Annotated in this window: 18 protein-coding genes; 12 read left to right on the top strand and 6 right to left on the bottom strand. The window is 59.8% G+C overall.

What is annotated here, in order from left to right:
* Positions 1–133 precede the first annotated feature (133 nt).
* The 8 genes from ACM6I5_RS23265 (at position 134) to ACM6I5_RS23230 (ending at position 10,430) form a co-directional block, all read left to right on the top strand.
* Positions 134–1,132 carry a phosphate ABC transporter substrate-binding protein PstS gene (locus ACM6I5_RS23265; protein WP_017341559.1) on the top strand — a complete coding sequence of 333 codons (999 nt, stop codon included), beginning with the start codon at positions 134–136 and terminating at the stop codon, positions 1,130–1,132.
* A 420-nt stretch (positions 1,133–1,552) separates the two neighbouring features.
* Positions 1,553–3,586, top strand: a complete 2,034-nt coding sequence (locus ACM6I5_RS23260; protein WP_193393012.1) for an ABC transporter permease subunit — start codon at positions 1,553–1,555, stop codon at positions 3,584–3,586.
* A gap of 15 nt (positions 3,587–3,601) precedes the next feature.
* Positions 3,602–5,272: a phosphate ABC transporter permease PstA gene (gene pstA / locus ACM6I5_RS23255; protein WP_414884799.1), complete on the top strand. Its 1,671-nt coding sequence runs from the start codon at positions 3,602–3,604 to the stop codon at positions 5,270–5,272.
* A gap of 145 nt (positions 5,273–5,417) precedes the next feature.
* Complete coding sequence (gene pstB / locus ACM6I5_RS23250) at positions 5,418–6,251, top strand: phosphate ABC transporter ATP-binding protein PstB (protein WP_017341556.1); 834 nt, start codon at positions 5,418–5,420, stop codon at positions 6,249–6,251.
* A gap of 71 nt (positions 6,252–6,322) precedes the next feature.
* A complete protein-coding gene (gene phoU / locus ACM6I5_RS23245; RefSeq protein WP_017341555.1) occupies positions 6,323–7,084 on the top strand; it encodes a phosphate signaling complex protein PhoU in 762 nt (253 codons plus the stop codon).
* Between the two features lie 167 nt (positions 7,085–7,251).
* On the top strand, positions 7,252–8,160 hold the full coding sequence (locus tag ACM6I5_RS23240) for a response regulator (RefSeq protein WP_017341554.1): 909 nt from the start codon (positions 7,252–7,254) through the stop codon (positions 8,158–8,160).
* Between the two features lie 240 nt (positions 8,161–8,400).
* Positions 8,401–9,363 carry an IS110 family transposase gene (locus ACM6I5_RS23235; protein ID WP_414884798.1) on the top strand — a complete coding sequence of 321 codons (963 nt, stop codon included), beginning with the start codon at positions 8,401–8,403 and terminating at the stop codon, positions 9,361–9,363.
* A gap of 170 nt (positions 9,364–9,533) precedes the next feature.
* On the top strand, positions 9,534–10,430 hold the full coding sequence (locus tag ACM6I5_RS23230; RefSeq protein ID WP_414884797.1) for a peptidoglycan DD-metalloendopeptidase family protein: 897 nt from the start codon (positions 9,534–9,536) through the stop codon (positions 10,428–10,430).
* A 165-nt stretch (positions 10,431–10,595) separates the two neighbouring features.
* Here ACM6I5_RS23230 and ACM6I5_RS23225 read toward each other — a convergent pair whose 3' ends face one another.
* From ACM6I5_RS23225 to phoB, 3 genes are all read right to left on the bottom strand, one after another.
* On the bottom strand, positions 10,596–11,936 hold the full coding sequence (locus tag ACM6I5_RS23225; RefSeq protein WP_017341552.1) for a hemolysin family protein: 1,341 nt from the start codon (positions 11,934–11,936) through the stop codon (positions 10,596–10,598).
* Between the two features lie 123 nt (positions 11,937–12,059).
* Positions 12,060–13,346 (bottom strand): phosphate regulon sensor histidine kinase PhoR, encoded by a 1,287-nt coding sequence (phoR, locus tag ACM6I5_RS23220; protein ID WP_414884845.1) that lies wholly within the window; start codon positions 13,344–13,346, stop codon positions 12,060–12,062.
* Positions 13,347–13,427: 81 nt separating this feature from the next.
* Positions 13,428–14,117, bottom strand: a complete 690-nt coding sequence (phoB, locus tag ACM6I5_RS23215) for a phosphate regulon transcriptional regulator PhoB (RefSeq protein ID WP_007896474.1) — start codon at positions 14,115–14,117, stop codon at positions 13,428–13,430.
* Positions 14,118–14,270: 153 nt separating this feature from the next.
* Between phoB and ACM6I5_RS23210 the strand changes: the two genes are divergently transcribed.
* The gene (locus ACM6I5_RS23210; RefSeq protein ID WP_017341550.1) at positions 14,271–14,663 is read left to right on the top strand and encodes a hypothetical protein; all 393 of its coding nucleotides are present in this window, start codon (positions 14,271–14,273) and stop codon (positions 14,661–14,663) included.
* Between the two features lie 125 nt (positions 14,664–14,788).
* Here ACM6I5_RS23210 and ubiA read toward each other — a convergent pair whose 3' ends face one another.
* Both ubiA and ACM6I5_RS23200 read right to left on the bottom strand, forming a co-directional pair.
* Positions 14,789–15,679: a 4-hydroxybenzoate octaprenyltransferase gene (ubiA, locus tag ACM6I5_RS23205; RefSeq protein WP_414880364.1), complete on the bottom strand. Its 891-nt coding sequence runs from the start codon at positions 15,677–15,679 to the stop codon at positions 14,789–14,791.
* Positions 15,679–16,230 (bottom strand): chorismate--pyruvate lyase family protein, encoded by a 552-nt coding sequence (locus ACM6I5_RS23200; RefSeq protein WP_017341548.1) that lies wholly within the window; start codon positions 16,228–16,230, stop codon positions 15,679–15,681. The genes ubiA and ACM6I5_RS23200 overlap by 1 nt, the downstream gene beginning before the upstream one ends.
* Before the next feature lie 201 nt (positions 16,231–16,431).
* Between ACM6I5_RS23200 and ACM6I5_RS23195 the strand changes: the two genes are divergently transcribed.
* From ACM6I5_RS23195 to ACM6I5_RS23185, 3 genes are all read left to right on the top strand, one after another.
* Positions 16,432–16,599 (top strand): rubredoxin, encoded by a 168-nt coding sequence (locus ACM6I5_RS23195; RefSeq protein WP_007954349.1) that lies wholly within the window; start codon positions 16,432–16,434, stop codon positions 16,597–16,599.
* Between the two features lie 21 nt (positions 16,600–16,620).
* Positions 16,621–17,769 (top strand): NAD(P)/FAD-dependent oxidoreductase, encoded by a 1,149-nt coding sequence (locus tag ACM6I5_RS23190; RefSeq protein ID WP_414880365.1) that lies wholly within the window; start codon positions 16,621–16,623, stop codon positions 17,767–17,769.
* A gap of 192 nt (positions 17,770–17,961) precedes the next feature.
* Positions 17,962–18,237, top strand: a complete 276-nt coding sequence (locus tag ACM6I5_RS23185; RefSeq protein ID WP_003213368.1) for an HU family DNA-binding protein — start codon at positions 17,962–17,964, stop codon at positions 18,235–18,237.
* Positions 18,238–18,458: 221 nt separating this feature from the next.
* Here ACM6I5_RS23185 and ACM6I5_RS23180 read toward each other — a convergent pair whose 3' ends face one another.
* The gene (locus tag ACM6I5_RS23180) at positions 18,459–18,854 is read right to left on the bottom strand and encodes a DUF6124 family protein (RefSeq protein WP_414880366.1); all 396 of its coding nucleotides are present in this window, start codon (positions 18,852–18,854) and stop codon (positions 18,459–18,461) included.
* Positions 18,855–19,084 lie beyond the last annotated feature (230 nt).

Below are 19,084 nucleotides of genomic sequence, written 5' to 3'. Positions count from 1 at the left end.
GGGCGCATGAATTATCCGGTAAAAACTCGAATGCTGGCCTTTCATCCAATTGTCATATTTCAGCCATAGAGTGTTCACACGGCCTGCTGATACTTGGCCCCGACTAACACACCCTATCTGCTAGGAGTAAGGCATGAAACTGAAGCGTTTGATGGCGGCAATGACTTTTGTCGCTGCTGGCGTTGCGACTGCCAACGCGGTTGCCGCTGTTGACCCTGCTATCCCGAGCTACACCAAGACCACTGGTGTGTCGGGCAACCTGTCCAGCGTCGGTTCCGATACCCTGGCCAACCTCATGACCCTGTGGGCTGAGAACTACAAAAAAGAATACCCGAACGTCAACATCCAGATTCAGGCTGCTGGTTCTTCTACCGCGCCACCTGCGCTGACTGAAGGCACCGCTAACCTGGGCCCGATGAGCCGCAAGATGAAGGACAACGAGCTGCAGGCCTTCGAAACCAAATACGGCTACAAGCCAACCGCTATCCCGGTTGCCGTGGACGCCCTGGCTGTCTTCGTGCACAAAGACAACCCGATCCAGCACATGACCATGGAGCAAGTCGACGCGATCTTCTCCTCGACTCGTCTGTGCGGTGCTAAAACCGACGTGAAAACCTGGGGTGATCTGGGCGTGACGGGCGACCTGGCCAACAAGCCGGTTCAACTGTTCGGTCGTAACTCGGTATCCGGCACCTACGGCTACTTCAAAGAAGAAGCCCTGTGCAAAGGCGACTACAAGCCAAACGTCAACGAACAACCAGGCTCGGCTTCGGTCGTGCAGTCGATCAGCTCCTCGCTGAACGGCATCGGTTACTCGGGCATCGGCTACAAAACCGCTAGCGTGAAGACAGTGGCTCTGGCCAAGAAAGGCAGCACTGAGTTCATCGAAGACACTGAAGAAAACACCCTGAACGGCAAGTACCCGCTGTCGCGTTTCCTCTACGTTTACGTCAACAAAGCCCCGAACAAGCCTCTGGCCCCGCTGGAAGCCGAGTTCGTGAAACTGATTCTGTCCAAACAGGGTCAGGAAGTTGTAGTGAAAGACGGCTACATCCCACTGCCAGCCAAGGTTGCTGCAAAAGCACTGGCTGACCTGGGTCTGCAAGAAGGCGGTAGCGTCGCAAAGAAGTAACACCTTAGGTCCGGGGTAAACCCCGGACCTGTGTAGGAGCTGTCGAGGGAACCGAGGCTGCTCCTACACCCCCCCCAATTTTTTGGTCCACTGCCAGTTCCCGCTGGCGGCGGATTTGCTGCGTCACTGCATTGTCATCTTTCTGTCATACAGGATCGCTAGGGTGTGCGCATGAATGATCTGGCCAATTCCACCATGACTACAAATCCCCCCAAGCGAATTGATTTCAATACGCCTGAATTGCAACGCAAGCGTCGCATCCGCGCGCTCAAGGATCGCCTGACCCGCTGGTACGTCCTCGTGGGCGGCCTTGCCGTTCTTGGCGCGATCACGTTGATCTTCTTCTTCCTCGCCTACGTTGTCTTCCCCCTGTTCCAGGGTGCCGACCTGACCGCCAAGGAATCCATCACGCCCGCCTGGATGCAAGACGCCGGCAAGCCGTTGATGATCTCTCTGGAAGAGCAGAACCAGGTCGCCATGCGAGTTTCCGACAAAGGGCAGGCGCTGTTTTTTGACATCGACAGTGGCGCTGAACTCAAGCGCGTCGATCTGCCGATCCCGGCCGGCACCACCGTGACCTCCATCGGCGAAGACCAGCCCGGCCATCCGCTGGTCGCGGTAGGTCTGTCCAACGGTCAGGCGCTGGTGTTCCGTCACACCTATAAAGTCAGCTATCCGGATGGCAAGAAAACCATCTCGCCGGCGATCGAATACCCGTACGGCGAAACGCCGATCGCGCTGAACGAAGCGGGCGGTGCGCTGGAGCACGTCAGCCTCAACGCCACGGATTCGACCCTGATGCTGGTCGGTTCCACCGGTTCGCAACTCAATGTGCTCTCGCTGACCAGCGAAGAAAACATGATGACCGGCGAAGTCACCAACGAGCAGAAGCGCATCGAGCTGCCGCAAATGACCGAGCCGGTGAAGAACATCTTCGTCGACCCGCGTCAGCAGTGGCTGTATGTGATTAACGGCCGTGCGCAAGCCGACGTGTTCAGCTTGCGCGACAAGAGCCTCAATGGTCGCTACAAATTGCTCGAAAACGGCGATGCCGAAATTACCGCCAGCACCCAACTGGTGGGCGGTATCTCGCTGATCCTCGGCGACTCCAAGGGTGGTCTGGCCCAGTGGTTCATGGCCCGCGATCCGGATGGTGAGCTGCGCCTGAAGCAGATTCGCACCTTCCAGATGGGCACCACGCCGATTGTTGAAATCACCGCCGAAGAACGTCGCAAAGGCTTCATTGCCCTCGACGCCTCCGGCAAGCTTGGCGTGTTCCACAGTACCGCGCACCGCACCTTGCTGGTGGATCAGGTCGTCGATGGCCAAGGCCTTTTCGGTCTGTCACCACGGGCCAACCGCATCATCGTGGAGCAGGGTGGCAAGCTGCAACCGCTGCTGCTCGACAACCCGCACCCGGAAGTTTCGTGGAGCGCGCTGTGGAGCAAGGTCTGGTACGAGAACTACGACGAGCCTAAATACGTCTGGCAATCGACCGCCGCCAACACCGATTTCGAACCCAAGCTGAGCCTGTCGCCGCTGACCTTCGGCACCCTGAAAGCCGCGTTCTACGCCATGCTGCTGGCCGCTCCACTGGCCGTCGCTGCGGCGATCTACACCGCATACTTCATGGCCCCGGGCATGCGTCGCAAGGTCAAGCCGGTGATCGAGCTGATGGAAGCGATGCCGACGGTGATCCTCGGTTTCTTCGCCGGCCTGTTCCTTGCGCCTTATGTAGAAGGGCATTTGCCGGGCATTTTCAGCCTGCTGATGCTCTTGCCGATCGGCATCCTGGTGGCCGGCTTCGTCTTCAGTCGCCTGCCTGAGTCCATTCGCCTGAAAGTGCCGGATGGCTGGGAGAGTGCGATTCTGATCCCGGTGATCCTGTTTGTGGGCTGGCTCTCGCTGTACATGAGCCCGTTCATGGAGAACTGGTTCTTCGGCGGCGACATGCGCATGTGGATCTCCCACGACCTGGGCATCACCTACGACCAGCGCAACGCACTGGTGGTCGGTCTGGCCATGGGCTTCGCGGTGATCCCGAACATCTACTCCATTGCCGAAGACGCCGTGTTCAGCGTGCCTCGCGGCCTGACCCTCGGTTCCCTGGCGCTCGGTGCCACGCCGTGGCAGACCATGACGCGGGTGGTGATCCTCACCGCCAGCCCGGGCATCTTCTCGGCGCTGATGATCGGCATGGGCCGTGCGGTCGGTGAAACCATGATCGTACTGATGGCCACCGGCAACACCCCGGTCATGGAAATGAACCTGTTCGAAGGTCTGCGTACGCTGGCGGCCAACGTCGCAGTGGAAATGCCCGAATCGGAAGTCGGCGGCAGCCACTACCGCGTGCTGTTCCTCTCCGCGCTGGTGCTGCTGTTGTTCACCTTCGTCATGAACACCCTCGCAGAACTGATTCGTCAGCGTCTGCGCAAGAAATACTCGTCGCTTTAAGAAAGGTAGAAGTCTGTGAAACAGAACTCCCTGAATGGATGGTTCAAGAGCGGCGCCCCCGGCGTCTGGATCAGCGGTGGCGCGGTGTCCATTGCGGTCATCATGACCATTGGCCTGCTCGCGGTGATTGCCGTGCGTGGCCTGGGTCACTTCTGGCCGGCGGATTTGATTCACGCCAGCTACGACGTGCCCGGCCAGGCCAATCACCTGGTCATCGGCGAAATCGTGCAGAAAGAAGAAGTGCCGCGCGAACGCCTGAAAAGCGCTGGCCTGCCGGTGCCCGATGAGGGCCCGGAGTTCATGACCCGCGAGCTGATCAAGGTCGGCAACCGTGACCTGAACGGCAACGACTTCACCTGGATCGTCGGCGAGTGGCTGACTAACCAAACCACTCCGCCAGAACTCATGGCTATCGAGCGTCGCGAGTGGGGCAATTTCTACGGCTATCTGGTCAACGTCAAACAGGAAGGCAAAGTCATTGCTGAAGGCGAAGCCGCGTGGCCTGAGTTGCAGGCTCGCGTTGCCCGCGTCAACGAGCTCGCCGCACAGCTCAAGACCCTGGAAAAAGTCGACATCGGCGCGATCAACGCCGGCCTCGAACGCATCCGCCTGCACGGTCGCAAGCTCGAGCTGAACGGCACCCTTGACGCCGCTGCACAAGCGGACATGGAAACCGACCGCGCCGAGCTGAACGCCCGTTATCAGGACGTCGAAGCACGTCTTGCCGACCTGCACGCCCAGTTCAACCGCGACAGCCTGACGGCCCGCGATGCCAACGGCAAAGAAGTCGTGATCGACATCGGCAAAGTGGTTCACGCCTACCAGCCGAACGCCATGGGCACGATGACCAAGATCGGCTTCTACTTCAGCAAGGTCTGGGAATTCCTCAGCGACGACCCGCGTGAAGCGAACACCGAAGGCGGGATCTTCCCGGCGATTTTCGGCACCGTGATGATGACCCTGATCATGGCGATGATCGTGACCCCGTTCGGTGTACTGGCAGCGGTTTACCTGCGCGAATACGCCAAGCAGAACGCACTGACCCGGATTATCCGCATCGCCGTGAACAACCTGGCGGGCGTTCCGGCCATCGTTTACGGCGTGTTCGGCCTGGGCTTCTTCGTTTATGTGCTGGGCGGCTCGGTCGACCGGTTGTTCTTCCCTGAAGCGCTGCCGGCACCGACCTTCGGTACGCCGGGTCTGCTCTGGGCTTCCCTGACCCTGGCATTGCTGGCGGTGCCGGTGGTGATCGTGGCCACTGAAGAAGGCCTGGCGCGGATTCCTCGCACCGTGCGTGAAGGCTCGCTGGCCCTCGGCGCGACCAAGGCGGAAACCTTGTGGAAGATCGTGCTGCCGATGGCCAGCCCGGCCATGATGACCGGCATGATCCTCGCCGTGGCTCGCGCCGCCGGTGAAGTGGCGCCGCTGATGCTGGTGGGCGTGGTGAAACTGGCACCGTCGCTGCCGCTGGATGGCAACTACCCGTACCTTCACCTTGACCAGAAGATCATGCACCTGGGCTTCCATATTTATGACGTCGGCTTCCAGAGCCCGAACGTCGAAGCCGCACGACCGCTGGTGTACGCCACGGCGCTGCTGCTGGTACTGGTGATTGCGACATTGAACCTGTCGGCCGTTTATATCCGCAACCATCTGCGCGAAAAATACAAAGCGCTGGATAGCTGATTTGCAGCATTGATTTCTATATGTGGGAGCCAGCCTGCTGGCGATTCAGGCACTGCGGTTTAACTCTGATACCGCGGTGATGCCTTCGCCAGCCGGCTGGCTCCCACAAAAACCGAACCGAATTTGTCAGCACAGGGAGCCTCCCATGCAGCACGAAGCACATACCCACGGCATCAACATGTCTGCCCTGGGCCGCGACAAGCAGAGCCTGAGCCTGGCGCAGGAAACCGTGGCCATCGAAGTGCCGGGCCTGAGCCTGTTCTACGGCGACAAACAAGCGCTGTTCGACGTCAGCATGAACATCCCGAAACAGCGCGTGACCGCCTTCATCGGCCCGTCCGGCTGCGGCAAGTCCACGCTGCTGCGCACCTTCAACCGCATGAACGATCTGGTTGACGGCTGCCGCGTAGAAGGCGAAATCAACCTCTACGGCAATAACATCTACCGCAAGGGCGAAGACGTGGCCGAGCTGCGCCGTCGCGTCGGCATGGTGTTCCAGAAGCCGAACCCGTTCCCGAAAACCATCTACGAGAACGTGGTTTACGGTCTGCGCATCCAGGGCATCAACAAGAAGCGCATTCTTGACGAAGCCGTCGAGTGGGCGTTGAAAGGCGCGGCACTGTGGGACGAAGTCAAAGACCGTCTGCACGAATCGGCACTCGGCCTGTCCGGTGGCCAGCAACAACGTCTGGTGATCGCGCGCACCATCGCCGTGGAGCCGGAAGTGCTGCTGCTCGACGAACCGTGCTCGGCACTCGACCCGATCTCGACGCTGAAAGTCGAAGAGCTGATCTACGAACTGAAATCGAAGTTCACCATCGTCATCGTGACCCACAACATGCAACAGGCCGCACGGGTTTCCGACTACACGGCGTTCATGTACATGGGCAAACTGGTGGAATTCGGCGATACCGACACCCTGTTCACCAATCCGGCGAAGAAGCAGACCGAAGACTACATCACCGGTCGTTACGGCTAGGAAGCTGTGGTTGCTCACTGAACTGACGCTGCGGCCCACCGCACCTTACCGGACGCTCCAAGGACGCCAACATGATTAGTAAAGAAGGCCTTACCCATCACATCTCCGCACAGTTCAACGCCGAGCTGGAGGAAGTGCGCAGCCACCTCCTGGCCATGGGCGGGCTGGTGGAGAAGCAGGTCAACGACGCGGTGACCGCGCTGATCGAGGCCGACTCCGGCCTGGCCCAGCAGGTTCGCGAGATCGATGACCAGATCAACCAGATGGAACGCAACATCGACGAAGAATGCCTGCGCATTCTGGCCCGTCGTCAGCCGGCAGCGTCCGACTTGCGTCTGATCATCAGCATCTCCAAGTCGGTGATCGACCTTGAGCGCATTGGCGACGAATCGACCAAGATCGCCCGCCGCGCCATCCAGTTGTGCGAGGAAGGCGAGGCCCCGCGCGGTTACGTTGAAGTCCGCCACATCGGCGACCAGGTGCGCAACATGGTGCGTGACGCACTGGACGCGTTTGCCCGCTTCGACGCCGACCTGGCGTTGTCGGTGGCGCAGTACGACAAGATCATCGACCGCGAATACAAGACCGCCCTGCGTGAACTCGCCACCTACATGATGGAAGACCCGCGCTCTATCTCGCGGGTTCTGAGCATCATCTGGGTGCTGCGCTCGCTGGAACGGATCGGCGACCACGCGCGCAATATCTCCGAGCTGGTGATTTACCTGGTGCGCGGCACCGATGTGCGTCACCTGGGCCTCAAGCGCATGAAGCAAGAAGTTGAAGGCACAAGTGGCGAAACCGCTAATGTTCCGGGCGAAGTTGACGATAAGTAAGATTGCCCAAGTAAAGCGCCCGGCCTTTTGGCCGGGCGTTTTTGTTTACGGGCTTACGAATTCGAAGCAGCACCCGCGAACGAAAAGTCCCGGCGTGACTGAAGGTTTTTGGCAATGTGCCATCAGCAAAGCGGTATGCTTGCCGGGATTTTTTTAAGGGGTGATGGATGAGTAAGGTCAGTGTGTTGGTCGTGGACGATGCGTCGTTCATTCGTGACCTGGTGAAAAAGTGCCTGCGCAACTACTTCCCGGGGATCCGGATCGAAGACGCGGTCAACGGCAGGAAGGCTCAGGCCTTGCTGGCACGGGAAGCGTTCGACCTGGTCCTGTGCGACTGGGAAATGCCGGAAATGTCCGGCCTGGAATTGCTGACCTGGTGCCGCGAGCAGGACAACCTCAAGACCATGCCCTTTGTCATGGTGACCAGCCGTGGCGACAAAGAGAACGTCGTCCAGGCGATCCAGGCCGGGGTATCCGGCTACGTCAGCAAACCGTTCACCAACGAACAACTGCTGACCAAGGTCAAGCAGGCGCTGAACAAGGTCGGCAAGCTCGATACCTTGATGAACAGCGCGCCGACCAAAATGAACTCGGCGTTCGGCAACGATTCGTTGAGCGCGTTGACCGGCGGCAAGGCGGAAGTGGTCGCGGCGGCCCCCGCCCCGGTTGCTGCGCCATCCCGAGGTCTGCTCAACAGCCCGCCCGTCAAGGCTCCGGTTGCTGCCGCTGCAGCCTCCGGCGGTCGTGGGCAAGGTCAGCTGCGCCTGCCGAACGGCATTCAGCCATGCGTTATCAAGGCCTTGAGCCTCAAGGAAGCGCTGCTGGTCGTGAAACGCACCGATGCGCTGCCGCAAGTGCTCGACAGCGCCGTGCTTGACATGGAGCAGGGTGACAACGCTGAAGTCGCCCGCCTGAACGGTTACCTGCACGCTATCGTCGCTCATGAGCAGAAACCCGACAGCGAATGGCTGCAGTTGACGTTCCGCTTTGTCGATCAGGACGCGCAGAAACTGGATTACATCTCACGTTTGATAGCACGTGGTACGGCGCAGAAGCATTTCGTACCCGGCGCGTGATCTTCGTCGCCTGACAGTCTGTCTTCTCGAGCAACCCCGCTTGTATGTTTAGACTTGAAAGGGTGGGTGGGACTAAAGCTCGTCATCTGACTCCGACCAGTACAGACCGTGGGAGACTTCGTCCCACCCCTTCACCTAATGCGCCGATAAGGAATGCATCGGCTCGGACCGACGATAGAAACAAGCCAGCGCAACGGTGAACCCCGTCAAGTATCTAAACCCTAGCTCGGAGGGTGTGCCATGACAATCCTGGATTCGCAGGTGGTCGTCGGTGTGGATGTGGCGAAGGACGAGATCGTTATCTATCGATCCGACCTGGAAAAGACCCTAAATATCGCGAACAAGCGATCAACCTTGAAGCAATGGCTCAAGACGCTGCCAGCGCACAGCGCTATCGCGCTAGAAGCGACCAATATCTATCACCTTGATACAACGGAAATGGCCCATGAAATGGGCCATGACGTTTACGTCATCGATGGCAGTCGCCTCAACAAATACCGCGATGGAATAGGCATGAGGGCGAAAACAGATACGTTGGATGCCGAACTGCTGGCCCGTTACTTGAGCCGCGAATCCGACAGATTGAGGATCTGGAATCCGCCACCGAAGGCTTACACACAAATGAAAAGCCTGCTTCGCCGTCGGGCTCAGTTGGTCCGGGCCTGTGTTGCACTCAAGCAGAGCTGGAAAAACGAATCCTTGCTGAAAGAGCACTTCAACCAGCTTCTGGCCGCCATTGCCCAGTTCGAAAAGATGATTCAGAAAACGCTCAAGGAAATTGCTGAGGAAGGTGGGATTGATGATCAGGTGAAGCGTTGCCAGGCCATCGAGGGCGTAGGGCTCCTGACGGCCACCGCAGCGGCCACTGCTTTTATGCGTGGGGAATTTGCCAACAGCGACGAGTACGTCGCCTTCCTCGGCATGGATCCGCGTGTGAGGCAGTCAGGACAAAAGGATCAAAAGCGCCGACTCTCTAAACGAGGGGACTCGGAGTTCCGGCGCTTGTTTCACAATAGCGCTATGGCTGCCAGCCGTTCGCCGACCTGGAAGCCGTACTACGAACGCTATCTGGCCAGAGGTCTAAAAGGCACTCAGGCCTTGGTTATCCTGGCACGCAAGCTGGCCAGAGTGATGTTTGCCCTGACGAAAAACCAAACCGAATACAAGCCAAATTCTATGTTTGGGTGTTCCCCCCAAACATAGAATCTCCCACATTGGAACGTATTCCCCTGTGGGAGCGGGGTTGCTCGCGAAGGGGCCCTCAAATTTGCCGCACATCCGCTGAACTGCCCATTTTGAAACATCTGCCGACTACCCGGGTCCATTGCAGCTGCTAGGCTCATCCCCAGGCCTTACTCGACAGAATCCTGCCCATGCTTGCGCGCCTGCTGTTTTTCTGTGGTCTGTCCATGGCGTCCACTTTGGCCATGGCCATGACCATCTACAAATCCACCGATGCCAATGGCGTGGTCTCCTATAGCGACCGCCCCACGAAGGGCTCCCAGGTGTTCACGTTTCGTGATCGCATGGTCGAACACCTCGAGCGTCAGGTGTACCTCGTTATCACGAAGAAGAAGGGCGTGGACAGCGTTTACGTGCGCAATGACCTGTATGCGCCAGTAGAGATCGAGCTGAGTTTCGCCGGGCTGCAAAACGTCAGTGGTGCGCCGAGCCGGCCGATTCGCCGGGTCATGCCGGCGCGCAGCAGCATTCGTCTGGCGCTGCTCACGGCGACGAAAGCGGAGATGCCGCTGGCATACACCCCCAAATTCGAATACTCCCTGGGCGACCCCTCAGGGGCTGCCATGGCCTATCGATACCCGTTCCCCTGGCGTGGCGGACCGTTTCGGCTCAGTCAGGGCAACAATGGACAGTACAGCCACTTTGGTCCAAGAAATCGCTACGCCATGGACATTGCCATGCCCGTAGGCACGCCGATCGTCGCGGCGCGAGGCGGGGTGGTGGTGAAAACAGAGAATGCCCAGTCCGGGCGCGGCAACGATCCGTCGGGCAACTTCGTGCGGATATTGCACGATGACGGCACGATGGGCGTTTACCTGCACCTCAAGCAAGGGTCGGTAAGCGTTCGCGAAGGGCAGCGGGTGTCGGTGGGCAGTCCGCTGGCGCTGTCAGGCAATACCGGCAACAGCAGCGGGCCGCACCTGCATTTCGTGGTACAGCGCAATACCGGGTTGGGGCTGGTGTCGATTCCGTACCAGTTCAATCAACCGGTGGGGGCGCTGCCCAACTTTGCGTTGGGCAAGCAGTGAGGTGATGGCGATCCACTGTGGCGAGGGCGCTTGCTCCCGCTCGGCTGCGCAGCAGTCGTAAACCGGTGAATGCGGTGTGCCTGGAGGATCGCGGTTGCAGGATGTTGGGCCGCTTCGCAGCCCGGCGGGAGCAAGCGCCCTCGCCACAAAAATCCCTGCCGACAGTTAATCCAGCATCAACACCTTGGCCAAAATGATCTTCGGTCCTTTCATCTTCTTGATGATGATCCGCAGGCCTTCGACCTCCAACACTTCTTCCTCTTCCGGCACCCGTTTCAGGGTTTCGTAGACCAGCCCGGCGAGGGTTTCGGCTTCGACGTGATCCAGATCGATGCCCAGCAGGCGTTCGACCTTGAACAGAGGCGTATCACCGCGCACCAGCAGCTTGCCCGGCTGATACGCGAGGATCCCGCGCTCAGCCTTGCGGTGTTCGTCCTGAATGTCGCCGACCAGCACTTCCAGCACGTCTTCCATGGTCAGGTAGCCGATGATGTTGCCGTCGGCCTCTTCGACCAGGGCGAAGTGCGAACCGCCTTTGCGGAACTGCTCCAGCAACTGCGACAGCGGCATGTGCCGCGACACACGCTCCAGCGGCCGGGTCAGTTCGGCCAGGTTGAACGACTCGGGAATGTGGTCCAGGGCCGCCAGTTCCAGCAACAGGTCCTTGATGTGCAGCAGGCCGACGAACTCCTGGCGATCGCTGTCGTACACCGGATAACGGCTGAACTTGTGGCGACGGAACATCGCCAGGATTTCCTTGAGCGGTGCGTTGAACTCCAGCGTTACCAGGTCTTCGCGGGAGTTGGCCCAGTCGACCACTTCCAGTTCGCCCATTTCCACAGCGGAGGCGAGTACGCGCATGCCTTGGTCGCTCGGGTCCTGGCCACGGCTGGAGTGCAGGATCAGTTTCAGTTCTTCACGGCTGTAATGGTGCTCGTGATGGGGGCCGGGCTCACCCTGGCCGGCGATCCGCAGAATCGTGTTGGCGCTGGCATTGAGCAGGTAAATCGCCGGGTACATCGCCCAATAGAACAGGTACAGGGGCACGGCGGTCCACAGCGACAGCAATTCGGGTTTACGGATGGCCCAGGATTTCGGGGCCAGTTCGCCGACCACAATGTGCAGGTACGAGATCACAAAGAACGCGGCGAAGAACGACACGCCTTTGATCACCTCGGGCGACTGCACGCCGACGGCTTCAAGGATCGGTTCGAGGATGTGCGCGAACGCCGGTTCACCGACCCAGCCGAGGCCGAGGGAGGCGAGGGTGATACCCAGTTGGCACGCCGACAGGTAGGCATCGAGCTGACTGTGCACGGTGCGCAGGATGTGCCCGCGCCAGCCGTTTTTCTCAGCGATGGCCTCGACCCGGGTCGAGCGCAGTTTGACCATGGCAAATTCCGCCGCAACGAAAAAGCCGTTGAGCAAAACCAGGATCAGAGCAAAAAGAATCATGCCGAAATCGGCGAAGAGTGTCGCGAGGGTCAAGCCAGGGGAAGGGTCCATGATGGAGTTTTGCGGGTTCCGTGTATTCGAAAGGAAAGAAAAAAGTGCACCTGAAAGGCAGGCACAAGTCAGCCAATGTAGCGGCTGACTTGTCGATTGCCTAGTGGCGAGTGCCGGTCGGTATCAATCGGCCGTGCTGATAAGTCGTGTTTTGGTGACTTGGGCCGGCGCGAAATGGCAGGTAAACGTACTGCCGTGGCCCGGTACGCTGCTGATTTCCATCCGTGCGCGGTGGCGCAGCAACACGTGTTTGACGATCGCCAGCCCGAGCCCGGTGCCACCGGTGTTGGAATTGCGGCTGGAGTCGACACGGTAGAAACGTTCGGTCAGGCGCGGCAGGTGTTTGCTGTCGATGCCGATGCCGGAGTCCTGAACGCTCAGGTGCGCGCCTTGCTCGTCTCCCCACCAGCGAATGCGGATATTGCCTTCGGCCGGGGTGTACTTCACAGCATTGAACACCAGGTTGGAAAACGCGCTGCGCAGTTCGGCTTCGCTGCCCTTGAGCTGAATCGTCGGGTCGGCTTCGAGGGTGATGTGCTGATTTTTTTGCCCGGACAGTTGCTGGGCGTCGCCCTTGATCGATTGCAGCAAGCCGTCGATGGCCACGGGCTGGTTGTCCGACGGGTAATCGGTGGCTTCCAGTTTGGCCAGCAGCAGCAAATCGTTGAGCAGCGTCTGCATGCGCCCGCCCTGTTGCTGCATTTGCTGCAAGGCACGGCTCCAGCGCGGGTTCACGTCCTCGACATTGTCGAGCAGGGTTTCCAGGTAGCCGCAGATTACCGTCAACGGCGTGCGCAATTCGTGGGAGACGTTGGCGATGAAGTCCTTGCGCATCTGCTCCAGCTGATGGATGCGCGTCACGTCGCGCACCAGCATCAAGTGTTCGTTGTTGCCGTAGCGGGTGATATACAGCTGAATGCGCAGGCGATCATTGATCGGCGACGGTATTTCCAGCGGCTCGGCGTAGTTTTCCTGCTCGAAATACTCCTTGAAGCGCGGATGGCGCACCAGGTTGGTCACCGGTTGGCCGCTGTCCTGCGGCGTCTTGAGACCGAGCAGGGTTTCTGCGGCGCGGTTCCACCATTCGAGGTTGCCGTCGGTGTCGAGCATGATCACCGCGTCTTTCAGCGCGGCGGTGGATTCCTGAACCCGGTCGATCACCGCTTGCAGGCGCCCGCGTACCCGTTGGTCGCGGCGTTGCAGGTGGTAGATGCTGTCGAACACTTCGCCCCACAGGCCATAGCCATCCGGCGGTGCTTCGTCGGGTTTGTGCAGGCGCAGCCACTCGTGCAGACGCAGCAATTGCTTGAGGGTCCAGGCCAGGTAAAGGCCCAGGCCCGCGGCGAGACTCCAGCCGTAGTAGCCGGTGATCAGGCCGACCACCAGGCAGGCGGTGACCAGTAGCAGCATGTGGCGAATCAGGGTGCCATGCCAGTTTTGGTTCACTTGAACGCGCGTCCTTGTCAGCTTGTCGGGCGGGAAAGGTCCGGATCAGGCTTTGGTAGAAAAGCGGTAACCGGTGCCGCGCACGGTTTGTACCAGATTTTCGTAGGCATCGCCGAGGGCTTTGCGCAGGCGACGGATGTGTACGTCGACGGTGCGTTCCTCGACATACACGTTGCCGCCCCAGACCTGATCCAGCAACTGGCCACGGGTGTAGGCGCGTTCCTGGTGGGTCATGAAAAATTGCAGCAAGCGGTATTCGGTCGGGCCCATCTCGGCCGGTTTGCCGTCGATGGTCACGCGATGACTGATCGGGTCCAGCAGCAGGCCGCCGACTTCGATCGGTGCCTCGCCATCGGTAGGCCCGGCACGGCGCAGCACAGCCTTCAGGCGTGCGACCAGCTCACGTGGGGAAAAGGGTTTGGTGATGTAGTCGTCGGCGCCGACTTCCAGGCCCTGGATCTTGTTGTCCTCTTCGCCCTTGGCGGTGAGCATGATGATCGGGATGTCCCCGGTCAGCTCATCGCGCTTCAAACGGCGGGCCAATTCGATGCCGGAGGTGCCGGGCAGCATCCAGTCGAGCAGGATCAGGTCCGGTTTGCGGTCGACGATGATGGCGTGGGCCTGCTGCGAGTTCTCGGCCTCCAGGCAGTCATAGCCGGCCATTTCCAACGCAACGGCGATCATTTCGCGAATGGGCGCTTCGTCGTCGACGATCAGAATGCTCCTGCCAACCATGCCATTAATCCTCTTGTCATTTAACTGTCTTGCGCCGCATTAGATAACGGAATTATTGCAGTCGTGTGACAGTATTTTAGTCGCCCGGCGATTGTCATGATCCTGAACTAAGCTCTAAGTCCGAATCCTGACAACCACAAAAGGAAGGTTTCCATGAAGCAATACTCGCATTCCTTCAAGGCTCTTATGCTGACCGCAGCCCTGGCGTTGCCATCAATGGCCTTCGCGGCTGAACCTGTGATGATGAAAGACGGTGTGATGGCGGACCACAAGGGCATGACCCTGTACACCTTCGATAAGGATACAGGCGGCAAGTCTGTGTGCACCGGCCAGTGCGCGGAAAACTGGCCGCCGTTCAAGGCGGAAGCGGGTGCCAAGGCCGAAGGGGACTGGACGATCGTCAAGCGTGACGATGGCACGATGCAGTGGGCCTACAAGGGCAAACCGCTGTACTACTTCATGAAAGACACGAAACCGGGGCAAAAGGAAGGTGACAAGATGAAGGACGTTTGGCACGTCATCACCAATTCCGGACCGAAGATGTAGCACCTGTTGACGATTTCTGTGGCGAGGGAGCTTGCTCCCGCTGGGCCGCGAAGCGGACCCAAAATCTGCGAGTGCTGCGCACTCGAGCGGGAGCAAGCTCCCTCGCCACAGGGCTTTGTGCTTTATCAGCGGGTCGAGTAATCCAGCACAATCCCGGCAAAAATCGCCAACCCGGCCCAGTGGTTGTGCAAAAACGCCTGGAAGCAACGCATCCGGTCCTTGCCGCGGGTGTACCAGAATTCCCACGCAAAACAGCCCGCCGCCGTCAGCAGCCCCAAGTGGAACCAGCCGCCGAGCTCGAATTTCGAACCGGCCAGCAACAAGCAACCCAACGCCAACCCTTGCAGCGCCAGGATGATTACCCGATCCGCGTCGCCAAACAGAATCGCCGTGGATTTCACCCCGATCTTCAAGTCGTCGTCGCGATCCGTCATGGCGTAATACGTGTCGTAGCCCACCGTCCACAGCAGATTAGCGATCCACAGCAACCACGCGGCGGCCGGCAGTTCACCGGTTTCGGCCGTGAACGCCATCGGCATCCCCCAGGAAAACGCCGCGCCCAGCACCACTTGCGGGTAATAGGTGTAGCGCTTCATGAACGGATAAGTGAAGGCCAGCGCCAGGCCACCGAACGACAACCAGACCGTCGCCGCGTTGGTGCACAACACCAGCAGGAAACTCACGCCCATCAGCAATGCAAAGAACACCAGCGCTTCTTTGGAGCTGATCTTGCCGCTCGGCAGCGGGCGCTGTTCGGTACGCTTCACATGGCCATCGACCTTTCGATCCGCCCAATCGTTGATCACGCAGCCGCCGGCGCGGGTCAGCACCACGCCAAGGACGAAAATGACGATATTGGCCAGCGACGGCGAACCTTTGCCGGCAATCCACAGCGCCCACAGCGTCGGCCACAGCAGCAGGTAAATGCCGATCGGCTTGTCCATGCGCGTCAACTGAATGAAATCCCAGGCCCGAGGGTTCAAGCGGTTCAGGGACTTGAGCAGGCTCTGGTACATCAGCAGGTCTCCGGATGGGCGCGGGCGGCGAGCCACAAGGTCGGCAGGAAAATCTCCGCCACCAGCACGCTCAAGGCGCCACGGTCGAAGCGTGAACGCCGGCCCCACAGTTCGGGTGCCCGGCACTCGATCGGCAGCCATTCCTGAGGATAGTGACAAACCTCGATGGCGCGACGCTGAAATGCCTGATCACAGAACAGCAATTCGCCCAGCGAGCGGCTGCCCAGTTCGTCCATGTGCAAACCGTCGCCCTGCAACGCGCTACGTGCCGCCACACTGCGGGCAAACACCCAGGCTTCGCCGTGCCCGCGCAAATACACCTCGCGCACCCAGCCTTCGCTGCCTTCGGCCAGATCCAGCGCGGCACATTCGTCGGCGCGCAGCGGTTGCCAGCCTTCGAACAATGGCGTGACGCTGAAACCGTCATTCGACAGGCGGATCAGCCGTCGGGTCAGCGAGCCTTCGTCGAACAGCCAGTCGAGGGTAGAAGCGTCGGGCAGGGGCGCGAGTTGGCTTTGGGGAAGCCAGAACGGAGGTTTTGAGTGCGGCACAGTGAGTCATTATTGGCAGCAAATGAGGCGGCGAGCTTACCATGTCACTCGGCGATTTTGATTGAACCGGCGCGCCATTGCGCCGAACAGGCTTGCATCTGCCGGGCCCGATCAGTACAAAACGCCCTGAGCCGGACGGCAACGCTGCAATCATCGACCGTTCGCGCCGGCAATAAGCCTGAATCCTGAGGAAGTACCTGAATGAAAAAGTGGCAATGTGTGGTCTGCGGCCTGATCTATAACGAAGCCGACGGCTGGCCGGATGACGGCATTGCGCCGGGCACCCTGTGGCAAGACGTGCCGGAAGACTGGCTGTGCCCGGACTGCGGCGTTGGCAAGATGGATTTCGAAATGATCGAAATCAACTAAGGCATTTGAGAGGAGTAAGGAATGAACGCACCTGTCGTGATCGTCGGCACCGGGCTGGCTGGCTACAACCTGGCCCGGGAGTTTCGCAAACTCGATAGCGAAACCCCGCTGCTGCTGATTACCGCCGATGACGGACGCTCCTACTCCAAGCCGATGCTCTCTACGGGCTTCGGCAAAAACAAAGACGCCGATGGCCTGAGCATGGCCGAACCGGGCGCCATGGCCGAACAGTTGAAGGCCGAAGTGCGCACCCACACGCGCATCAGCGGCATCGACCCGGGGCACAAGCGCCTGTGGATCGGTGAAGAGTCGGTGATCTACCGCGACCTGATCCTGGCCTGGGGCGCCGAAACCGTGCGCGTGCCCATCGAAGGCGATGCGGCGGACGCCGTGTTCCCGATCAACGACCTCGAAGACTACGCACGCTTTCGTGCGGCAGCGGCCGGCAAGCGTCGGGTGTTGTTGCTCGGTGCCGGTCTGATCGGCTGTGAATTCGCCAACGACCTGATCCTCGGCGGTTACGAGGTGCAACTGGTTGCACCGTGCGAACAGGTCATGCCGACGCTGCTGCACCCGGCGGCAGCCGCTGCGGTCCAGGCCGGGCTGGAGAGTCTGGGCGCACGTTTCCACCTCGGGCCGGTGCTCAACCGTTTGCAGCGTGTTGAAGAGGGATTGGAAGCGCATCTGTCAGACGGTCAGGTCATCCCTTGCGACGTGGTGGTGTCCGCCATCGGCCTGCGTCCGCGCATCGACCTGGCGGCCGCGGCCGGTGTGCAGGTCAATCGTGGCGTGATGGTCGACCGTCACCTGAAAACCTCTCACGCCAATATCTACGCCTTGGGCGACTGCGCCGAAGTCGATGGGCTGAACCTGCTGTACGTCATGCCCCTCATGAGCTGTGCGAGAGCGCTGGCCCAGACCCTCGCCGGAAACCCGACAGCGGTGAGCTATGGCGCGATGCCAATCACCGTCAAAACGCCGGTCTGTCCGTTGGTGGTTTCACCGCCGCCACGAGGTCTGGAGGGTGTGTGGACCGTCGAAGGGCAGGGCGCCGACCTCAAGGTTTTATGCCGCGATGCAGCCGGGAAACTGCTTGGTTATGCCCTGACAGGCACGGCGGTGATGGAAAAACTCGCACTGAACAAAGAACTTCCACCGCTGCTGGCGTAAATACCGGTCGTTCTGTCGGAATCACCCCGCTTTTGCCCCTACAAACGTCGCGCCGAGACTGGCGCGGCTCTTCCGTGCGTGCCATTCTCACTCCCGTCTGCCGCAGAGTAGAGCACCTGCGGCGCTTTGGGCGCTGTTCCAACGAGAACAGCACGGACATAACAACAAAAAACCGTCAAAGGGGCTTCACTAATGCGTAAACCAGAACTCGCCGCAGCAATTGCTGAAAAAGCAGATCTCACCAAAGAGCAGGCCAACCGCGTACTTAACGCCGTTCTCGAAGAAATCACCGGCGCTCTGCACCGCAAGGACAGCGTGACGCTGGTAGGCTTCGGCACCTTCCTGCAACGCCACCGCGGAGCCCGCACCGGCAAAAACCCGCAAACCGGTGAGCCCGTGAAAATCAAGGCCAGCAACACCGTTGCATTCAAGCCAGGCAAATCGTTGAAAGACAGCGTCAATCCGTAACACCGACCGACTTCCCGCGTAGCGCGGGAGCGGAATAAGAAATGGGCACGCCAACTGGGTTGGGTGCCCATTTTTTTGTGGGTGCGAAGGTCATGCCGGTCACCTACGGATTAGACAACACAAGACCCTCGTAGGAGCCGGCTTGCTGGCGATAGCGGCTTACCAATCAACATTGAAGTCGCCTGACACACCGCTATCGCCAGCAAGCCGGCTCCTACAGGTCAATCGACGCGGAGTTGTTGCTTGGCAAAAATCGCCGCCATCTCCGGTTCATCCAGATGATCCAGTGCGCGCTCCACCAACAAATGCACGCCGTCGGCCATGCGGCTAAGCGCCAGCGCTACGGAGCGGCGTGAGCCGTCCACATCGTCGGCGAGGTCGGCGGCGATGGCGCTGATGGAAAGCAGGTCTTCCGAGGCGTTGGCGAGGAGGGCTTCAGTGTTGATGCCGGGGCAGACGCTGAAGAGCTGGCCGTTGCGCTTTGGTGGTTTTGGTTCGGTTGGCGGGAAGTGATGGTCGAGGGCGCGCTCGGCGGCTTCGTTGAGTTTATTGGAGTCGGGGCTTTCGTAGGGGGAGATCGGGTCGGTGTCTGGCGGGTTTGGGGTTGGTTTGAACATGGGAGCTTCCTTTAGTTGGGCCGCGACCATCTCGCGACTAAACGAAAGGGAGGCGGCTGTACGCAAGTTAGTCGACCGGTAAGCATCCAAACCCGGCGCGCCAGAAGGCGCCATGCGCACAGCCACCATCAAGTTCAATCGAAACCTGACTGGATGACAATTGTGCAACCGTGGATGACTAACCGGGCGACTAAACCCGATCACTGATGGGCAGTGACAGGAACCAAGTT

It is taken from the genome of Pseudomonas sp. IT-P171, assembly GCF_949767765.1.
Taxonomy (GTDB): Bacteria; Pseudomonadota; Gammaproteobacteria; order Pseudomonadales; family Pseudomonadaceae; genus Aquipseudomonas; species Aquipseudomonas fluorescens_B.
The sequence above is the reverse complement of the archived record's forward strand: the minus strand, read 5'-3'. Positions and strand labels throughout refer to the sequence as shown.